Below are 19,725 nucleotides of genomic sequence, written 5' to 3' on the forward strand. Positions count from 1 at the left end.
GTCGGCGTCGTTAGTCGGATCGCTGGGGGCGGCGCGGGTTAAAGCGGGACGCCCCGGCTGCCGGCGTGGTGCCGGTAACCGGGGCGTCCCGGAAAACTCTTTGCCGAGGTCCGCACCTAGCGGCCGCGCGCCGCCTTGCGGTCCGGGCGGGCCTTGTACGGGTCGATGCCCTTGGGGATCGGCAGGCGGTTGCCGAGCGAGGAAATGCGCTTCGAAACGGTGCTGACCTCGGTCTTGGTCAGTTCGTTCTTCATCTTGCCCATCTTCTTGGCGACCTGGCTGATCGGCACCTGGCCCTCGCCCCGGCCGCTCTCGATCACGTGGATGGTGACGTTGGGCAGGATTCGGGCGAGGCGCTTGCGTTCGCCGTCGAGCAGCGGCTTGACCCGGTGGCTGGGGCCCTCGCTGACCAGGACGACGCCGGGGCGTCCGATGGCGCGGAAGACGGCGTCCTGGGTGCGCGGGTTCACGGCGACCGGCTGGTCCTCGGTGATCCAGCCGCGGCGCAGCGTGCCCAGCGCGGCGCCCGAGGCGCCCGGCTGGTTTTCGATCTGCGCGAACGCGGCGCGCTCGGCGCGGCGGGACAGGATCAGGGTGGCGGCCAGGATGCCCAGCGGAATGCCGATGATCAGGCCGGTGATCCAGTTATCCAGCAGGAAGCCGACCAGGAAGCTGACCGCGACGACGCCGAGGAAGGCCAGCAGCATCAGCCACGGCACCATCGGATCGTGCCGGCGGGTCATCTGGAAGACGTCGCGGATCTGCTTCAGCCGGCTCGGCTTCTTGACCTTTGCTTCCTTGGGCTTGCGGGAGAAAAGGCCACGCTTCGGCTCAACGGCAGAAGAGCCGTGGGCTGAAGAGCTGGGCATGCGGGGGTCAGGGGAATTCGCCATAGTGCCTTAATTCTACGTGATGCACGGCTCAGGGCCGGACACCGGATTGCTCCGGAGCCGGCCCTGGGCGGCAAGGGGGTGCGGGTGGTTCAGGAGTGCGCTGCGAGCAGTGAGCTGGCTTCCTGTCGGGTGCTGCCGGAGCTTTCGATGTGCGCGAGGGCGGCGGGGATTTCCCAGCCCTTCTTCCGCATCGCGGTGGCCCAGAGCCGGCCGGCGCGGTAGGAGGAGCGCACCAGCGGTCCGGACATCACGCCGAGGAAACCGATCTCATCGGCTTCCTGCTGCAGGTCCACGAATTCCTGCGGCTTGACCCAGCGGTCCACCGGGAGGTGGCGTTCGGACGGGCGCAGGTACTGGGTGATGGTGATCAGGTCGCAGCCGGCCTCGTGCAGGTCACGCAGCGCCTCGGAGATCTCCTCGCGGGTCTCGCCCATGCCCAGGATCAGGTTGGACTTGGTGACCATGCCGAGCTTGCGGCCCTGCGTGATGACGTCCAGGGAGCGCTCGTAGCGGAACGCGGGGCGGATGCGCTTGAAAATCCGGGGCACCGTCTCGACGTTGTGCGCGAAGACCTCTGGCTTGGAGTCGCAGATTGCGGCGATGTGCTCGGGTTTGCCGGAGAAATCCGGGATCAGGAGTTCGACGCCGGTACCCGGGTTCAGTTCGTGGATCTTGCGGACCGTCTCGGCGTAGAGCCAGACGCCCTCGTCGGCGAGGTCGTCGCGGGCCACGCCGGTGACGGTAGCGTAGCGCAGTTGCATGGCCTGGACCGAGCGGGCCACCTTGGTGGGCTCAAACATGTCCACTGGGGAGGGCTTGCCAGTGTCGATCTGGCAGAAGTCGCAGCGCCGGGTGCATTCGGAGCCGCCGATCAGGAAGGTGGCTTCCTTGTCTTCCCAGCATTCGAAGATGTTGGGGCAGCCGGCCTCTTCACACACCGTGTGCAGGCCTTCCTTCTTCACCAGGTTCTTGAGCTGGACGAACTCCGGGCCCATCTGGACTTTGGCTTTGATCCATTCGGGCTTACGTTCCACCGGGGTGGCCGCATTTCGCTGCTCAATGCGCAGCATCTTCCGGCCTTCTGGTGCCAGTGTCACAGTAGGGCTCCTTCATGGGTTGCAACTAGGGCTTCTTCATTGTGGCGCAGTTCCTCAGTGATCCGCGACACGAGGTCCGCCGGGGTGACGTTCCGGCCGGTCTCCTGCGCGATCGTGGTGACGCCGGCGTCGGTGATGCCGCAGGCAATGATCTGGCCATAGGGGGCCAGATCGTTGTTGCAGTTGATCGCAAAGCCGTGCATGGTCACGCCTTCGTGGACCCGGATGCCGATGGCGGCGATTTTGCGCGCCGGGCCTTTCTCATCCTGTTCGATCCAGACGCCGGCGCGGCCCTTGATCCGGACGGCGTCGATGCCGTAGTCGGCGAGGACGGCGATGATGACCGCTTCGAGGCGCTCCACGTAGTCGCGGATGCCGGCCGGGTTCTTCAGTTTGATGATGGGATAGCCCACCAGCTGTCCGGGGCCGTGCCAGGTCAGCTTTCCGCCGCGGTCCACGGGCACCACGGGGGTCCCGTCGAAGGGACGTTCGTGGTCCTCGGTGCGTTTACCTGCGGTGTAGACCGGGGAATGTTCGAGCAGCAGGACGGTGCTGGGGGCGGTTCCGGCGAGGACTTTCCCGTGGAGTTCGCGCTGGATGTCCCAGCCGCGGGTGTAGTCGACGAAGTCCGGAGCGAGACCCAGCCGGGTGAACTCAAGAGTCATGGCATCCAGCTTAGTCCTCGGCCGTCCCGCCCACCGATTCTGTGGCGAACCTCTCACGCCTGTGGATAACTTCTGCAGGGATGCCGAAGATCCGCTATTCCTGAACCATGGATGATTTCGAACGGTCCGCGCCACCTGACTCCGCAGCTGATCCCGCACCGGTTCCGGAGGTTGCCGGTTACGACGTCGGACGGCTGCTGGGACGCGGCGGCACCGCCGGCGTCTGGCTCGCCACTGACCGGATGACGCGGTGTGACGTCGCGTTGAAGTGTTTCGTCGGGCCGCCGGGGCAGGCGCCGCCGGGTCCGGGACGGGCCGCGGATGCCGAGGAATCGGTGCGGCGCGAGGTGCTGATCCTCTCCGCCCTCGACCATGAGCATCTCGTTAAGGCGCACGCCGTGCTGCGGGTAGGTTACGCAAACGGCGGGGGCGGGCTGGGCCTCGTGCTGGACTATGCCGCCGGGGGATCGCTGGGGCAGCTCCTCTCGGCCCGCGGCAGCCTGGCGGCGGGGGAGGCCGTCACCATCCTGACCCCGATCGCGCAGGCCCTGGCCTACCTGCACGCCAAGGGTTTCACGCACGGCGATGTGTCACCGGGAAACGTGCTGTTCACTGCCCAGGGCAAGCCGCTGCTGGCAGACCTGGGCGTGGCTCGGATGCTGGCAGACCCGCAGGAGTCCGGCCGTGCCGGCACGGACGGGTTTCATGACCCGGCCCCGGTTGATGCGGTCCGCGCCGGACTCCAGCCCGAACGCGACGTCTACTCGCTGGCCGCGCTGGGCTGGTTTTGCCTCACCGGCCGGGCGCCCGAGCCGGAGCCGCAGCGTCCGCCCCTGCCGCTGCTGGTCCCGACGGTTCCGGCCGGCCTGGCCGACGCGCTCGAAGCGGGACTGCGTGCCGACCGCCGCCAGCGGCCCTCCGCGGCGGAGCTCGCCGCCGCAATATTCCGCAGCGTGCCGCCGGCGCCCGTCGACCTCTCGGTCTCGGTGCATCCGACCGTCGTGCCGCAGCTCCTGACGCGGCGCTCTGTTCCTGCCAGCGCGCGGGAACGCCGGGCGGCACGGCTCCGGGACCGGAAGCGCCGGAGTGCACCCCCGGGCCCGGCGGATCAGGTCCCGGCGGGACGCAGGGCGCGGCACGCCGCGGGCCGCCTCCGCGGCCTGAACCAGAGCGCCAGGATCCGCCGCGGCCCGGGCCGCCCAGACCCGGTCCGCCGTGGCCCGGGCCTCCGGCGGGCAACCGCTGCGTTCGTCACGGCCGTGTGCGTCGCGGCGGCGGGTGTCTTCGGGACGTTGCTGCTGGCCGGGAGGCTGGCTGCCGGTGAATGGGCGCCGGAGGTCCGGCCGTCGTCCGTACCGTCGGCCCGGCACAACACGACGCCGGTTCCCGGCACGACGCCGGTTCCCGGCACGACGCCGGTTCCCGCCACGGCCCGGGCCGTGCCGGCTGGACTGCAGGAGCTGCTCGCCGCAGCGAAGCCGGAAGACGCCGTCCGGGGGCTCGCGGGGTTGCGTTCCTACGCGCTCTCCACGGGGAACCTTGGGCTGCTCGACCAGGTCAACGCCCCGGCGTCGCCGGCGGCCGCCGCGGACGCCGGCGTCGGTGCCCGGCTGGCGGAGACCGGGCATGTGCTGGACGGCTTCGAAACGCGCCTGAGCCTGGTGCAGCGCCGTCCCGAGAGCACCGCGTCGCGGGCAGTCGTCTCGGTCAGGGTGGCCTCACCGCCCTACCGGGAACGGGACGCCACGGGAACAGTGGTCGCCGAGGCGACCGCCGTCGGCGAGCAGCCGCTTCGCCTGGTGCTGGTGCCGGTGGACGGCAAATGGCGGATCCAGGAGATCCTGCCCGCCGCCGGGAGCTAGCCCGACGGCGTCCCGCGGTACCGCTTAGCCGCGGCGCTGCTTAGCAGCGGTACCGCTTAGCCGGGTTTACCGCTTAGCTGCGGTCCGCGACCCAGGCCGCTGCCTGGGCCAGCGAGGGGTGCTGCCACTGGAACCCGGCCCCGGCCAGGGCGGCGGGCTCCATCCGCTGGCTGGCGAGCAGCAGTTCGTTGGCGAGTTGCCCCATCACCAGGCGCAGCACGGGAGCAGGTACCCGCAGCACGGCCGGCCGGTGGAGCGCCTCGGCCAGCCGGGCGATCAGCGAGTTCACGTCCGCGCTTTCCGGGGCGCAGACATTGACCGGGCCGGCCAGCGGTGCGGTCAGCAGGAACTCGAACGCGCCCGCCACGTCCGGCAGCGTGATCCACGGCCAATACTGCCGGCCGTTGCCCAGCGGACCGCCAATGCCCAGGCGTAGCAGCGGCAGCAGCCGGCCGAGGGCACCACCGGTGCGGCTCAGGACGACGCCCGTGCGGGCGGTGACCACGCGGACCCCGGTCGGCGCCTCGTGGGCGGCGGCTTCCCAGTCGATGCAGATCCGGGCCAGGACACCGCTGCCGGCCGGGGCGCTCTCCTGCAGCACAGCAGGTCCGGCGTTGCCGTAGTAACCGGAGGCGGACTGGCTCAGGAAGACCGAAGGCGGGGTGTCCATCCGGGCCATCGCCGCCGTCAGGGTCCGCGTCGGGCCCAGCCGCGAAGCACTAAGCTCGTTGATTCGGCGCAGCGTCCAGGGCCGGTCGCCGATCCCTGCACCGGAAAGGTTGATGACGGCGTCGGCGCCCTTGAGAGCCGTGTCGTCGATGCGCCCCTCGGCGGGGTCCCAGCGGAACTCGGCGGCGGAGGCGGGAGGCCGCCGGACCAGGCTGGCGACGTCGTGGCCGCTGCCACGCAGCGCGCCGGAAACAGCGGTTCCGATCAGCCCGGAGGCGCCGGCAATAAGGATTCGCATGATCCATCTCACCATGCCCGGCACGGCAGGGAAACCTCCCCGGCGCCGGGACGGTTTTGACTATGATCAAACGATGACCTCTTCGAGTTACCTCCGTTTCCCGCATCTGCACGGCGATCTGGTCACCTTTGTGGCCGAGGACGACGTCTGGATTGCGCCCCTCGCCGGCGGCCGCGCCTGGCGGGTTTCCTCGCTGCAGTTGCCCGCCCGCAACCCCCGTTTCACCCCCGACGGGCAGCGCCTGGTCTGGACGGTCATCCAGGGCACGGCGCCGGAGGTCGTCACCGCGGACGTCGACGGCGGCGGGTACCGCCAGCTCAGCTACTTCGGCCACAGCTCCACCCGCGTCAAGGGCTTCACCCCGGACGGCGACGTGGTTGTCACGAGCGCCTTCCGGCAGGCGGACAGCCGCCTCACGCACGGTTACAGCCTCCCGGTCGACGGCGGCTGGGCCGAGGAACTTCCGTTCGGTCCGGTCGAGTCCGTGGCCTACGGAACCGTCGTCGGGGACGAACGCCCCGTGGTCCTGGCCAGTGTGCTCTCCCGCGAACCGGCCTGGTGGAAGCGCTACCGCGGCGGCACTGCCGGCAAGCTGTGGATCGACGCGGACGGCAACGGTGAGTTCGAGCGGCTCGCGCCCGAACTCGACGGCAACCTCACCGACCCCATGTGGGTCCAGGGCCGGATCGCGTTCCTCTCCGACCACGAGGGCTACGGCAACCTCTATTCCGTGCTGCCCAACGGCACGGACCTCCGCCGCCACACGGACCACGAGGACTTCTACGTCCGGCACGCGGCCACCGACGGCGAACGGGTGGTCTTCGAATCCGCCGGTGAACTCTGGCTCCTCGCCGGGCTGGACGCCGACGCGGTCAAACTCGACATCACGCTGGGTTCCGCCTCGCAGGCCCGGCGTTCGTCCGCGCTGAAGCCCTCCCGCCACCTCGGCGACGTCATCCCGGACCACACTGGCGACTCCAGCGCCGTGGAGGCCCACGGCACCCTGCACTGGCTGAGGCACAAGGACGGACCGTCCCGCATCCTCGAGGCGACCCCGGGCGTCCGGGCACGCCTGCCGCGCCCCTTCGGCGCCGGCCGGATCGCCTACATCGCGGACCACGAGGGCGCCGAGGCGCTCTACCTGAAGTCCATCGCCGCGCCGCTGCACGGCGACGGCGGCCACGGGTCCGGCCAGCCGCACAGCGCCGGACCGGCAGCTGCTGCGGCAGCTGCCGCCCCGGCAAACAGTAAGGCCCCGCAGGACCCCGACGGCGGAACGCCGCTGCCCAGCCCCGTCTCGGCAGCCGCCCTGACCCGGCCGGACACCGCCTCTGCCCCCGTTCCCGCGCCGGCCGCCGTCGTCGCCGCGGATGCCGCGCCCGGCGCCGGCGAAGGTGCAGACAACAGTTCGTCGGCTGCCGGCCCCGCACCGGAACGCCCCGACGCCAAGGACACGGCCCGGATCGAGTTCCCGAAGCCGAGCCGTGCCAGCGCCATGGAAGCCAGCCCGGACGGCAACTGGCTGGCCATCGGCACCTCGTTCGGCGATATCTATCTCGCCGACACCCGAACCGGCACCCTGACCCTGCTAAGCAGCATCGGCGAGGGCAGCATCGACGGCTTCACCTGGTCGCCCGACTCGGCCTGGCTGGGCTGGGCTGAGCCGGTCACCTCCTTCGGTTCCCGCACCCGGCTGCGGCTGGCCCGGATCTCTGCGGCCGGAGCAGCCGCGGAAACCCCGGCTTCGGACCGGGACGGCGGGGCCGCGATCATTGACGTCACCGACGGCCGCTTCCGGGACGATTCGCCCGCGTTCACCCCGGACGGTAAATTCCTGGCCTTCCTGTCCAACCGCAGCTTCGACCCGGTCTATGACGGACACTCCTTCGACCTGTCCTTCCCGAGTCCGATCAAGCCCTACCTCGTGGCCCTGGCCGCGGACACGCCGTCCCCGTTCGGCCCCAGCGTCGCGCTCCCCGAAGACAGCGCTGCCGCCGCCGCCGGGGAGGGTGAGGGCACCGAAACCGCCGTGACGGTCAAAGTCGACGCCGAGGGCCTGGCACACCGGGTCATCAGCGTCCCGGTCCCGCAGGGCAACTACTCGCACCTGGCCGCCACCGCCGGCGCCCTGCTCTGGCTCGACCACGAGCTGGCCGGGGTGACCGGCGACGGCCGGGCCAGCCTGGAGGACAAGAACGCGGCCCCGAGCCTGGTCCGCTTCGACCTGGCCAAGCGCCGCGCCACCACCATTGTTGACGCGCTGGACAGCTACCGGCTCACCGGCGACGGCGAAAAGGTGGTCCTGCTCCAGGACAAGCAGATCCGCGTCTCGCCCGCCGCGTCGAAGGCCGACGAGGAATCCGGGCAGCTGGTAAAAGTGGACCTGAACCGCATCCGGGTCCGGCTGGATCCGGTCAGCGTCTGGGGCCAGGCCTTCGACGAAGCCTGGCGCCTGCAGCGCGACTTCTTCTGGACCGCGGACATGGCCGGCCAGGACTGGGATTCCGTGCATGCCCGGTACCGGCCGATCGTGGACCGGCTCGGCTCTCACGACGACCTCGTGGACCTGCTCTGGGAACTCCACGGCGAGCTGGGAACCTCGCACGCCTATGTCCGCCCCGCCATGGTGACGGAGAATGGCAGCAACGGCCAGGGACGCCTCGGCGCCGACCTCGCGTTCACCGGTGAGGGTTGGGAAATCACCCGCATCTTGGCTGGGGAATCCTCCGACCCGCTCGCCACCTCGCCGCTGACCCGGCCCGGCGTGGACGCCCGGCCGGGCGACGTGCTGCTGGCAGTCGACGGCGTCGAACTCTCGGCGTCGCTGACCCCGGCGGTGCAGCTGGCCGGAGCCGCGGGCCGCGCCGTCGAGCTGACCCTGCGCAACGGCGCCGGGCACGGCGCCGCCGCCGGGAAGCAGCGCCGCGTCGCCGTCGTGCCGGTCAAGGACGAGGAACGGCTGCGCTACCAGGAATGGGTCGCGTCGAACCGCCGCACCGTGCGGGAAGCCTCGCAGGGGACCTTCGGTTACCTGCACATCCCGGACATGATGGCCAACGGCTGGGCGCAGCTGCACCGCGACCTGGATACCGAGACCTCCCTGGACGGCCTGATCGTGGACGTCCGACGCAACCGCGGCGGCCATACCTCGCAACTCGTGGCGGAGCTGATCGGCCGCAAGGTGACCGGCTGGAGCATGCCGCGGGGCGAGCGTCCGCGCACCTATCCGCACCACGCGCCGCGCGGGCCGGTCATCATCCTTACCGATGAATTTGCCGGCTCCGACGGCGACATCATCACCCAGGTTTCCAAGTTGCGCGGGATCGGGCCGGTCATCGGCACCCGGACCTGGGGCGGCGTCGTCGGCATCGACAACCGGTTCGCCCTGGCGGACGGCACCGGCGTCACCCAGCCCCGCTACGCCACCTGGTTCACCGGCGGCGTGGGCTGGGGCGTCGAAAACTATGGTGTTGCCCCCGACATCGAGGTGGCCTTCCCGCCGCACGCCTACGCGGCCGGGGCAGACCCGCAGCTGGAATACGGCATCGGAGCGCTCAAGGAAATGATCCAGGAGCTCCCCACCGACCGCCCGCCGCTGCGCGAGGGCTACCGCAAGGTGCGGCCCGCCCCGCTGCCCGCCCGCCGGCCGGGCAACTAGCGCCCACGCGGAAGGCCCCCGCCCCGGGAAAATCCGGGGGCGGGGGCCTTCGTGTATCTGCGCTTGCCGGCTGCTTGCCGGCTGCTAGGCGGCCAGGGTGGCGTCCAGGGTGATCTTGATGCCGGTCAGGGCCGCGGAGACCGGGCAGCCGGTCTTGGCTTCCTCGGCGATGCGCTGGAAATCCTCTTCGGAGATACCGGGCACCCGGGCGTTCAGGGTGAGGTGGCTGCCGGTGATGCCGGTGCCGGGCTCGAAGGTGACGTCGGCCTTGGTGTTGACTTCCTCCGGCGTGTGGCCGGCCTGAGCCAGGGCGTGGCTGAAGGCCATCGAGAAACATGCCGAGTGCGCGGCGGCGATCAGTTCTTCCGGGCTGGTCTTGCCCTCGGCCGCTTCGGCGCGGGCCTTCCAGGTGACGTCGAAGTTGCCGAGCCCGGAGCTGTCCAGGCTGGTGTTGCCGGCCCCCGACATCAGGTCGCCGTTCCATACAGTGTGTGCGGTGCGTGTTGTTGCCATGTCCACTCCTCAGCGTCGTTGAGTCAGCGATCCGGTCAGGTAAGCGGATCCTGCCGTGTCCCATCCTAGGGACTCGGTCCGACCGCTGCACGCGGTGTCCGCTCTCAGAGGATTGTCTGGACATCCGCCGGCTCCGCCGCCTCCCGGCTGAGCGCCCAGCGGCGGCCCGGCGCGGAGCCCCGGGGTTAACGACGACGGCGACGCACCCGCGCGGGGTGCGTCGCCGTCGTGGTGGCCGGGGCCTACTGCCAGAGGGTGGCGATGGCCACGTTGAGCAGCGCGAGGCCGCCTACGGCGTGGGCGAGGCCCTTGCTGACCGGCTGGTCCTTCTTGTACTTGCGGCTGCCGATAAACGCGAGCACGGCGACAACCGCGGCGATCGCGAACTTGATGCCGAGCTTGGCGTAGTTGGCGTCCATGTCGAGAGCCGGAATCAGGCCCATCATCACGATGCCGGTGATGAGCTGCAGGGCAGCGCCGTCGAACTGGCGGGGGTGGACGGTGGGCTGCTTCATCTGGACAATCCAGATGCCCACGATCATGGCGGCGCCGATGATGTGCAGGAAAACCATGATGTTATAGACGATGTTCATGGGACCTAGCTTAGCGACAAAGTGTCCATAAAGAGCGAAGGGCACCTTCCCTTACGGGGAGGTGCCCTTCTCTCACCCGATCGGATGAGCTAGCGGCTAGAGGCCGAGGTCTGCCTCGAACGCGCCTTCTTCGAGGCGTGCCTTGAGCGTCTGCAGGAAGCGTCCTGCGTCGGCGCCGTCCACCAGGCGGTGGTCGTACGTCAGCGACAGGTACATCATCGAACGGATCGCGATCGAGTCGTCGCCGTTTTCGTCCGAGACCACCACGGCGCGCTTGACGATGGCGCCGGTGCCGAGGATGGCGACCTGCGGCTGGTTGATGATCGGAGTGTCGAAGAGGGCGCCCACGGAACCGATGTTGGTGATGCTGAAGGTTCCGCCCGACAGTTCGTCCGGACCGATCTTGCCGTTGCGGGTGCGGTCGGCAACGTCGGCGATCTTGCCGGCCAGGCCGGCCAGGTTCAGGTTGCCGGCGTCGGCGATGACCGGAACCAGCAGGCCCTTGTCGGTGTCCACCGCAATCGCCAGGTGCTCGGCGTTGTGGTAGGTGATCTCCTGCTTGTCCTCGTCGTAGGAGGCGTTGACCTTCGGGTGCTGCTTCAGGGCCTCGGCAACAGCCTTGGCGATGAAGGGCAGGAAGGTCAGCTTGGAGCCGTTCTGCGCCTGGAAGGAGTTCTTGGCCTTGGCGCGGAGCTTGGCGACCTTGGTCATGTCCACCTCGTGCACCTGGGTCAGCTGGGTGGAGATGTCCAGCGACTCACGCATCCGGCGGGCAATGACCTGGCGGATCCGCGGAGCCTTCTGCACGGTGCCGCGCAGCGAGGACTGATCAGCGGACGGGCGCGCTGCCGGAGCAGCTGCCGGGGCGGAGGACGCTGCCGGTGCGGCGGCCGGGGCTGCCTTGGCCTCAGCCGCGGCCAGCACGTCCTGCTTGCGGATCCGGCCGCCGACGCCGGTGCCGGTCAGCGAGGAGATGTCCACACCCTGCTGGTTGGCGAGCTTGCGGACCAGGGGAGTGACGTAGCCGGACTCGGCCGGGGCAGCTTCCTGCTTGGGAGCTTCCTGCTTCGGGGCTTCCTGCTTCGAGGCTTCGGCCGGAGCGGGTGCCTCCTGCTTCGGGGCTTCCTGCTGGGGAGCCGCAGCCGGAGCGGGGGCCTCCTGCTTCGGCGCTTCCTGCTTGGGAGCTTCCTGCTTCGGAGCCTCGGGGGCGGGAGCGGCGGCAGGGGCGGCCGCGCCGGAGCCGATCACGGCGAGGACAGAGCCCACCTCGGCCGTTTCGTCCTCGGCGACGCGGATTTCCTGCAGCGTGCCGGCAACCGGGGAGGGAATCTCGGTGTCGACCTTGTCGGTGGAGACTTCCAGCAGCGGCTCGTCCACCTCGACGGTGTCACCGATGCTCTTCAGCCAGCGGGTGACGGTGCCCTCGGTGACGCTCTCGCCCAGGGCGGGGAGGGTGACCTCATGGCCTTCACCGGCAGGGGCAGCCTCGGCGGCGGGGGCCGGGGCGGCCGGCTCAGCGGCGGGGGTTTCAGCTTCGGGAGCCGGAGCCTCGGCACCGGACGGCGACTCGGCGGGCGCCTCCTGGGCGGGGGCTTCCTCGGCGGCCGGGGCGGCAGCCTCAGCGGAACCGGAGCCGTCGCCGATGCGGACCAGCGGGGCGCCGACCTCAGCGGTCTCGTCTTCGGCGACGAGGATTTCCTCGATCACGCCGGCGATCGGAGAGGGGATCTCGGTGTCTACTTTGTCGGTGGAAACTTCGAGCAGGGGCTCGTCCACCTCTACCCGGTCACCTACCTGCTTGAGCCAGCGGGTGACGGTTCCTTCGGTGACGCTCTCACCGAGGGCGGGCAAGTTAACGGATTCAGACATGTCGTCCCCGTTCTCCTTATTGATCTTTAGTGCGGATGGTTGCTGCCTTGTTCGAGCTTAGTGCACCCGGCATTTCGGGCCGGGCGCACTAAGCACGGAGTTCTTGCGGTGGTGCGGGGCTGTTAGCCGTGCAGGGGCTTCCCCGCGAGGGCGAGGTGCGCTTCGCCCAGGGACTCGTTCTGCGTCGGGTGCGCGTGGACCAGCTGGGCCACGTCCTCCGGGTAGGCTTCCCAGTTCACGATCAGCTGGGCCTCGCCGATCTGCTCGCCCATGCGGGCGCCGATCATGTGGACGCCGACGACGGGGCCGTCCTTCTGGCGGACCAGCTTGACCAGGCCGCTGGTTCCCAGGATGGAGCTCTTGCCGTTGCCGGCGAGGTTGTATTCCTGGGTTTCGATCTGGTCGTCACCGAACTTGGCCTTGGCGGCCTTCTCCGAGTAGCCGACGGTCGCGATTTCCGGCTCGGAGTAGGTGACCTTGGGGATGTTGACGTCTTCGACGACGACCGGCTTGAGGCCGGCGATTTCCTCGGCCACGAAGATGCCCTGCTGGTAGCCGCGGTGTGCGAGCTGGACGCCGGGGACAATGTCGCCTACGGCGTAGATGTTGCCGACGCCGGTGTGGAGGCGCTCGTTGGTGATGACGAAGCCGCGGTCGATCGTCAGGCCGGCTTCCTCGTAGCCAAGGTTCGCCGTGACCGGGCCGCGGCCGACGGCGACCAGCATGAGGTCGGCCTCGAAGGTCTTGCCGTCGACAAGGGTGACCTTGACGCCGTCGTTGTTCTGCTCAACGCCCTGGAAGAAGGTGCCGGTGGAGAACTTGATGCCGCGCTTCTTGAAGGCACGCTCGAAGGCCTTGACGATGGTCGCGTCCTCGTTCGGGACGAGCGAGGGCAGGCCCTCGATGATGGTGACGTCGACGCCGAAGGACTTCCAGACCGAGGCGAACTCGACGCCGATGACGCCGCCGCCGAGGATGATCGCGCTCTTGGGGATGAAATCCATGGTGAGGGCTTCGTCGGAGGTGATGACCTTGCCGCCGATTTCCAGGCCCGGCAGGGTGCGGGAGTAGGAACCGGTCGCGAGGACAATGTTCTTGCCCTTATAGGCGGTGCCGTTGACGACGACGGTGTCGGTGCCCTGGAGCTTGCCCTCACCCTCGATGACGGTGATGCCCTTCTTGCCCTTGATGAGTCCCTGGAGGCCCTTGAACTTGCCGGCAATGATGCCGTCCTTGTAGGCGTTGACGGCGTTGATGTCGATGCCGTCCAGGGTCACGTTGACGCCGTACTTCGCGGAGTCCCGGGCGTGGTCGGCCAGTTCGGCCGAGTGCAGCAGGGCCTTGGTGGGGATGCAGCCGTTGTGCAGGCAGGTGCCGCCGAGCTTTCCCTTTTCGATGAGGCCGACGGTAAGGCCAAGCTGGACGGCGCGGAGCGCAGTTGCGTAGCCGCCGCTGCCGCCGCCGAGTACCAGGATGTCGAATTCTTGCGCAGTTGCCTGATCGGCCACTAAAACGCTCCCTCGCGTGAACGATGACACGAGAGTACGCATCATCTGGTCTTGGAACTGTCTGCCGTGATTATGCCAGCAGGCCGGTTCCCTTTCGTTTGGAATTACTTCTGTGAAGCTGTTTGCTTTGAAACTACGGTTCACCTTAGCGAACCACTAATACATGCTCCACCTTGCCGTGGCGTTTGTGGAGCGCTTGTGTCCAGTGTCACGCGGCCTTGTGGCCGGGGTATCAGCCCCGGGCCGCAAGGCCGCGCCGCACCGGACGGTGCCTCAGCCGGTGCTGAAGGCGTGCTTGTTCAGACGGCTTTGGCGAGGATGTCCTCGACGTAGGACACCAGGGTGCGCACGGTGCAGCCGGTGCCCTGCTTGTGGTTGTAGCCGTAGGGGCTGCCGTTGTTAAAGGACGGGCCGGCGATGTCGATGTGGGCCCAGGGGATCTGCTCGCCGTCCTTGCCCTTGCCCACGAACTCGCGCAGGAAGACGGCCGCCGTCATCATGCCGCCGTGGCGTTCGCCGATGTTAGCGATATCCGCGACCTGTGAGTCCAGGCTGGGGCGCAGTTCCTCGGGCAGCGGCATCGGCCAGACGAGTTCGCCGGCACGGTCCGCCGCGGCCTTGAGCGCTCCGGTGACGGAGTCGGAGCCCATCACGCCGGCGGTCCGGTCGCCAAGGGCGATCAGCTGGGCGCCGGTGAGGGTGGCGACGTCGATGATCGCGTCCGGGTACTCCTGGCTCGCGGCAACGATGCCGTCGGCCATGACCAGGCGGCCCTCGGCGTCGGTGTTCAGGACCTCGACGGTCTTGCCGCCGAAGATGGTGAGCACGTCGGCGGGCCGCTGGGCGGCACCGGAGGGCATGTTCTCCGCGATGCACAGCCAGGCGGTCGCCTTGACCGGCAGGCCCAGCTCGGCGAGGGCAAGCACGGTGTTAAGGACGACGGCGGCGCCGGCCATGTCGGACTTCATCTCGCCCATGCCGAGGTGCGGCTTGAGCGAGATTCCGCCGGTGTCAAAGGTGATGCCCTTGCCGACGAGGGCGATCTTGGCGGTGGCCTTCGCGGGGGCGTATTCGACCTTGACCAGGCGCGGCTGCCGGGTGGAGCCCTTGCCGACGCCGAGGATGCCGCCGAAACCGTCCTTCTCCAGGCGCTTCTCGTCCCAGACGGTCACCTTGACCGGCAGGCCCTTGGCCAGGTCCTTGGCGGCGTCGGCGAACGTTTCGGGGTAGAGGTGGCTCGGCGGCTGGTTGACCAGCGTGCGGGTGGCGTTGACGGCCTTGCCGATCAGGGCGGCGCGCTCCAGCACGGGCGCCAGCGCCTTGTCCGCCGCGAAGTCGGTGAGGATGCGGACGTTCTTCACCGGGTCCTTGAGCCCGTCCTTGGCGGAGCGGTACTCGTTGAAGGAGTAGGCGCCCATCGCGGCGCCCTCGGCGACGGCAGCAACGGCGGCGAGGTCCGGCGTCGGGAGCGCGAGGGTGACGGTGGTGACCCCGGCCAACTGGCGGACGGCCGAGCCGGCCGCGCGGCGCAGTGCCTCCTCGGAGAGCGGGGCGCCCGGGGTAATCTTTCCGACGCCGGCGAGGACCAGGACGGAGGCGCCGGCCTCGGGCAGGCCGGGAAGGCGGTGCGCCTGGTCTGCGGCGCCGGTGAGGCCCAGAACGCCCAGTGACTCGGCCAGCGCCTCGGCCGCCTTGGCCGTCAGCGGGTTCTCCAGCAGCACGGGGCCGTCGGTGCCCTGTCCCACGCCCACGACGAGGGCGTCGGACGGGGACTTCTTCAAGTCTCCGGCGACCGCACTCAGTTTGACTTCGGTATTCTTGACCACGAGGACAATCCTCAATTCTCTGTGATTTGTCGGCAGGAACTGCATGTTCGGCGCCCTGCCATGGGTACCTGAGCCACCATCGGTATTGCACGCAACCTCAGTGTCTGCAAGGCCATCGATAAGGCCAGTTCCGATCGTAGTCTCTCCCCGGTGCCGGAGTTCAATTTAATGAGAGCTGGCACACACCCGGGGCAGGAATTACCCCGGACGGCGGCGCGTTGTAGCAGGTATCGGCACTCCGGCGCCCTGGGTTGGCCGCCGCGGGCGCCGCCGCCCCACCCGTCCTGCTACTGCGAAAGGAACATGCCGTGATGGAACGGATTTCCGGCTCCTTGCTGGACCCCGAAACGCTTTACGTCCGTGATGACGCGCTGTTCCGCAGTGCTGAGCTGCGCGGGCTGAACCTGTTGATGGGCTTCACCGGGTTCGCCGACGCCGGCCACGTCGTCAAGCAGATCACCACCGAACTGCTCGACACCTTGGACCATGAGCTGGTTGCCGAGTTCGACGCCGACCAGTTGATCGACTACCGCTCCCGGCGCCCGCAGGTGAGCTTCGTCGAGGACCACCTGCAGGACTACCAGGCCCCGCGCCTGGCCCTCTACCGGCTCATCGACGGACTGGGGAACCCGTTCCTGCTGCTGGCCGGCTTTGAGCCGGACCTGCAATGGGAGCGGTTCGCCCGCGCCGTGGTGGGCATCGTGGCGGAACTGGACGTCAACCTGGCCGCCTGGATCCACTCCATTCCGATGCCGGTGCCGCACACCCGGCCGGTCGGAGTCACCGTGCACGGCAACCGGCCGGAGCTGATCGAGGGAATCTCCGTCTGGAAGCCCACCGTGGAGGTACCCGCCGCCGTCGGCCACATCCTGGAACTCCGCCTCAGCGAGGCCGGCCGGAACATCGCCGGGTACGTGATCCACGTCCCGCACTACCTGGCCGAAGCCGAATACCCGACGGCCGCCGTCGCGGGGCTGGAGTACCTGGGCGCGGCCACCTCGCTGATGCTGCCCACGGACCGGCTCCGCGAGGCCGGCCGGGAGGTGGGCAGGCAGATCGCCGAGCAGATCGATGCCTCCGAGGAGGTCCAGCAGGTCGTCTCCCGGCTCGAAACGCGGTACGACGAGAAGGCCGAGGGGACGGTGCGCCGCTCGCTGCTCGCCGATGAGAACGACCAGCTGCCGAACGCGGACGCGCTCGGCGCCGCCGTCGAGGCTTATCTTGCCCGTAAAGAACCCGGCGAATAAATACTATTTATGACGGCCGGGGCATAATGGGGGAGTGACCTCCCCCCGTGCCTGGCTGATTTGGATCATCGGGATCTTCGCGTACCTGGTGGCGGTCAGCCAGCGCACCTCCTTCGGCGTCGTGGGGCTCGAAGCCACCGCGAGGTTCCACGCCAGCGCCGCGGAAATCTCCTTCTTTACCGTGCTGCAGCTGCTGGTCTACGCGGGCCTGCAGATCCCTGTCGGGGTCCTCGTGGACCGCTTCGGCTCGCGGGCCATGATTGCCGGCGGCGCCCTGCTGATGGGTTTGGGCCAGCTCCAGCTCGCGTTCGCCGACAGCATCCCGGGCGGTGTCCTGGGCCGCGTGCTCGTGGGGGCCGGCGACGCCATGACCTTTATCTCCGTGATCCGGCTGATCCCGCTGTGGTTTGCCCCGTCCCGGGTGCCGCTGCTGACCCAGCTAACCGGCATGTCCGGCCAGCTGGGCCAGCTCTTTTCCGTGGTGCCGTTCGCCATGATCCTGCACTCTGCCGGCTGGACCCCGGCGTTCCTGACCCTGGCCGGCATGTCCGGGCTCGCCGTCGTGCTGACGGTGCTGCTATTGCAGGACCTGCCGCCGGGCCACCCCGCGCCGGAGCCGTCCCAGGGGTTGCGCGCCACCGGCGTTTCACTCTCCCGGGCCTGGCAGCAGCCGGGCACCCGGCTGGGGCTGTGGAGCCACTTCACCGTGCAGTTCAGCGGGACGGTCTTCGCGATGACCTGGGGGTACCCGTTCCTGATCTCGGCCCAGGGGCTGGACGCCGGGACCGTGTCCGCCCTGATGGCCCTCTACGTGGCAGCCGCGATCGCCGCCGGTCCGCTGATGGGCAGCTTCGTGGCCCGCCACCCCCTGCGCCGGTCCACCATGGTGCTGCTGATCTCCGGGGCCACGGCAGCAGCTTGGGCCGCGGTGCTGCTCCAGCCTGGCCGGTCGCCGCTCTGGCTGCTGGCCGGACTCGTGGTGGTCCTGGCGATCGGCGGCCCCGGCTCGATGATCGGCTTCGACTTCGCCCGGACCTTCAACCCGGCCCACCGGATCGGGACGGCTACCGGCATCGTTAATGTCGGCGGCTTCATCGCCGCGCTGTTGTCCATCTACCTGATCGGATTGGCCCTGGACGCGCTGCATCTGGCCGGGGCCTCGCCGGGCGGGCTGTACAGCCTCGGCGCTTTCCGGATCGCGCTGAGCGTGCAGTTCCTGCTGCTGGCCTTCGGCGCCGCCGCCATCCTTATCACCCGGCGGAAGGTGCGCCGGCAGATGGCGGCGCAGGGCGTTGTGGTGCCGCCGCTGCTCAAAGCCCTCGCCCAGCAGCGCCGGGTCGTCGCGCAGCGCCGCCGTACGCCCTGACGGACTTATCCACCTGACGGACTTATCCACATAGGAAACATCGGGGCTGACTCCCTGTGCCGGCACCGACGAAGCTGGCACCATGACAGCTCCCGACCACCTGAAAATCACCGGCCCTGAAGACATCCTCGGCTTCATCCCGCATTCGCTCGGCTATTGGCCGGCCAACAGCCTGGTAGCCATGACCATGCAGGGGAAGCGGCTCGGAGCCACCCTGCGCGTCGACCTCCCGGACGCCTCCCGCTGCCGCGGTTCCGGGCTGAAGGCCTTCGCCCGGACCGTCCGCGACTACCTCAAGGCAGATGCGGAGGCGGACGGCACCCTGCTCGCCCTTTTCGCCGGGCCTCCGGCGGAAGATTCCGCCGGAGACACGGCAGAGGTCGGCTTTGACCCTGGCGACTTTGACCCTGGCGGTGCGGACGACGGCGTTGCGGATGAGGGCAACCCGGATGCCGCCGCGCTGGCCAGGCTGCTGCAGCAGCTGGAGCGTACCCTCGGCGAAGCGGGCCTGCCGGTGCGGGACGCCTGGCTGGTCGGTGAGCGGTACTGGCGCAACGCCCACTGCCTGAACCCCGCGTGCTGCACCCCGCCCGGCCGGCCGATCGAAGAGATCAGGAACAGCCGCCTGAATGCCGAGCTTGTCTTCCGCGGCAGCAGCGTGGGCGCCGCCCCGCCAGACTCCGCATTGGCCGTGCTGCCGGACCAGCCGGAGCCGGGCGTCCTGGAAGCCCAGCAAACCTGGGCCCGGGAGTTCTCCGGCCGGTGGCGGGACCGGGCACAGTTCGGCGCGGTGCTGGACATCTGGGAGCGCGTGCTTGCGCCCGCCCCGCCCGCGGCAGGCGGGCCCCCGGCACCACGTCCGCCGAGTGGGGCGGTTTCCGCTGCAGAGCCGGGGCCTGCCGCCCTGCCGGTAGGACTTGCTGGTTACCTGCGTGCCACGTTGTGCGTCGCGGCCTGGCGGGACGCGGTTCTCGTGATGGCGGCCGCCGGTCGGGACGCAGCCGTCGCCGGTGCCGAAGACTTTGGCATGTTCGACGGCGGCCCGGGAAGGCCCGCGCCGCTGCCGGACCTCGAGGGAGTCCCGGCCGCGGCATCGGAAACGGCGGCGGCAGCTGAGCCTCGAGCGCGGCGGCAGCCGGTGGCCGCGCCAGCTCTAGCGACCGGGTCCAACGTCCCCGTAGCCGGCGGCACCCCCGGCTACGGGGACGTTCTGCTGGGCCTTGAGCCGCCTACGCCCAACTGGATGCGCCTGGCGCGACTCGACCGGGTCCTTATCCAGCTGGGCAACTGCGGCGGCGGCGAAGCCCGGGCCGCGGCCCTCACAGCCCGGGGCTGGATCGAATGGTGCCGTGGCCGCGGCTCGTTTGCCGACGCCTTGTTCGCCGCCGCCACAACGGAACAACCCGGCTACCGGCTCGCGGAGCTGCTGGCCGAGCTGGGCCGCCGCGGAACACTCTGCGGCTGGGCTCGCCGGAAGGAGGCCGCCTGGCAAAAGTTCGACCCGGATGCAGCCTGAGCCCCGGCGGCGCGGGCCGCCACATTGCGCGGAGGCGCGGGCTCCGGGGCCCCGATCCGCAAAAATCGTGAGACAATGGTTGGCGAGACCCGGTTGGGTCCGTGTATCGAGTGCGTGTAGCGAACCTTGGAAACAGGGAACATTA

The 19,725-nt window shown here is 69.3% G+C and carries 14 protein-coding genes; 5 read left to right on the forward strand and 9 right to left on the reverse strand.

Annotation, left to right across the window (positions count from 1 at the left end; genetic code table 11):
- Positions 1-116 precede the first annotated feature (116 nt).
- From AC1MED_RS07675 to lipB, 3 genes are all read right to left on the reverse strand, one after another.
- Entirely contained in the window at positions 117-893 is a 777-nt protein-coding gene (locus AC1MED_RS07675; RefSeq protein WP_346959037.1) for a DUF4191 domain-containing protein, read from the reverse strand.
- A gap of 89 nt (positions 894-982) precedes the next feature.
- Positions 983-1,990, reverse strand: coding sequence for a lipoyl synthase (lipA, locus tag AC1MED_RS07680; protein WP_346959036.1), 1,008 nt, complete (start codon positions 1,988-1,990; stop codon positions 983-985).
- Positions 1,987-2,655, reverse strand: a complete 669-nt coding sequence (gene lipB, locus AC1MED_RS07685) for a lipoyl(octanoyl) transferase LipB (RefSeq protein WP_479786267.1) — start codon at positions 2,653-2,655, stop codon at positions 1,987-1,989. Before lipB ends, lipA begins: the two co-directional genes overlap by 4 nt.
- A 107-nt stretch (positions 2,656-2,762) precedes the next feature.
- Here lipB and AC1MED_RS07690 point away from each other — a divergent pair, with 107 nt between their 5' ends.
- Positions 2,763-4,517 carry a serine/threonine-protein kinase gene (locus AC1MED_RS07690; RefSeq protein WP_479786268.1) on the forward strand — a complete coding sequence of 585 codons (1,755 nt, stop codon included), beginning with the start codon at positions 2,763-2,765 and terminating at the stop codon, positions 4,515-4,517.
- Positions 4,518-4,590: 73 nt separating this feature from the next.
- On the opposite strand, the gene AC1MED_RS07695 is transcribed toward AC1MED_RS07690, so the two are convergent.
- Positions 4,591-5,484, reverse strand: a complete 894-nt coding sequence (locus tag AC1MED_RS07695) for a TIGR01777 family oxidoreductase (RefSeq protein ID WP_479786269.1) — start codon at positions 5,482-5,484, stop codon at positions 4,591-4,593.
- Positions 5,485-5,557: 73 nt separating this feature from the next.
- On the opposite strand from AC1MED_RS07695, the gene AC1MED_RS07700 reads away from it, so the two are divergent.
- A complete protein-coding gene (locus tag AC1MED_RS07700; protein WP_479786270.1) occupies positions 5,558-9,142 on the forward strand; it encodes a S41 family peptidase in 3,585 nt (1,194 codons plus the stop codon).
- 84 nt (positions 9,143-9,226) lie between these two features.
- Here AC1MED_RS07700 and AC1MED_RS07705 read toward each other — a convergent pair whose 3' ends face one another.
- The 5 genes from AC1MED_RS07705 to AC1MED_RS07725 form a co-directional block, all read right to left on the reverse strand.
- Entirely contained in the window at positions 9,227-9,655 is a 429-nt protein-coding gene (locus AC1MED_RS07705; protein WP_056739892.1) for an OsmC family protein, read from the reverse strand.
- Positions 9,656-9,897: 242 nt separating this feature from the next.
- Positions 9,898-10,248 carry a hypothetical protein gene (locus tag AC1MED_RS07710; RefSeq protein WP_479779764.1) on the reverse strand — a complete coding sequence of 117 codons (351 nt, stop codon included), beginning with the start codon at positions 10,246-10,248 and terminating at the stop codon, positions 9,898-9,900.
- A 96-nt stretch (positions 10,249-10,344) separates the two neighbouring features.
- Positions 10,345-12,117, reverse strand: a complete 1,773-nt coding sequence (sucB, locus tag AC1MED_RS07715) for a 2-oxoglutarate dehydrogenase, E2 component, dihydrolipoamide succinyltransferase (RefSeq protein ID WP_479786271.1) — start codon at positions 12,115-12,117, stop codon at positions 10,345-10,347.
- A gap of 122 nt (positions 12,118-12,239) precedes the next feature.
- Positions 12,240-13,625, reverse strand: coding sequence for a dihydrolipoyl dehydrogenase (gene lpdA, locus AC1MED_RS07720; RefSeq protein ID WP_346959029.1), 1,386 nt, complete (start codon positions 13,623-13,625; stop codon positions 12,240-12,242).
- Positions 13,626-13,924: 299 nt separating this feature from the next.
- Entirely contained in the window at positions 13,925-15,451 is a 1,527-nt protein-coding gene (locus AC1MED_RS07725; RefSeq protein WP_479786272.1) for a leucyl aminopeptidase, read from the reverse strand.
- Positions 15,452-15,759: 308 nt separating this feature from the next.
- Between AC1MED_RS07725 and AC1MED_RS07730 the strand changes: the two genes are divergently transcribed.
- The 3 genes from AC1MED_RS07730 to AC1MED_RS07740 all read left to right on the forward strand — a co-directional run bounded on the left by AC1MED_RS07730 (position 15,760) and on the right by AC1MED_RS07740 (position 19,580).
- Complete coding sequence (locus AC1MED_RS07730) at positions 15,760-16,698, forward strand: proteasome assembly chaperone family protein (protein ID WP_479786273.1); 939 nt, start codon at positions 15,760-15,762, stop codon at positions 16,696-16,698.
- 34 nt (positions 16,699-16,732) lie between these two features.
- Positions 16,733-18,064 (forward strand): MFS transporter, encoded by a 1,332-nt coding sequence (locus AC1MED_RS07735; RefSeq protein ID WP_479786274.1) that lies wholly within the window; start codon positions 16,733-16,735, stop codon positions 18,062-18,064.
- Positions 18,065-18,146: 82 nt separating this feature from the next.
- The gene (locus tag AC1MED_RS07740) at positions 18,147-19,580 is read left to right on the forward strand and encodes a DUF4192 family protein (RefSeq protein ID WP_479786275.1); all 1,434 of its coding nucleotides are present in this window, start codon (positions 18,147-18,149) and stop codon (positions 19,578-19,580) included.
- Positions 19,581-19,725: the final 145 nt, after the last annotated feature.

This window comes from Arthrobacter sp. BI5, from assembly GCF_056680065.1.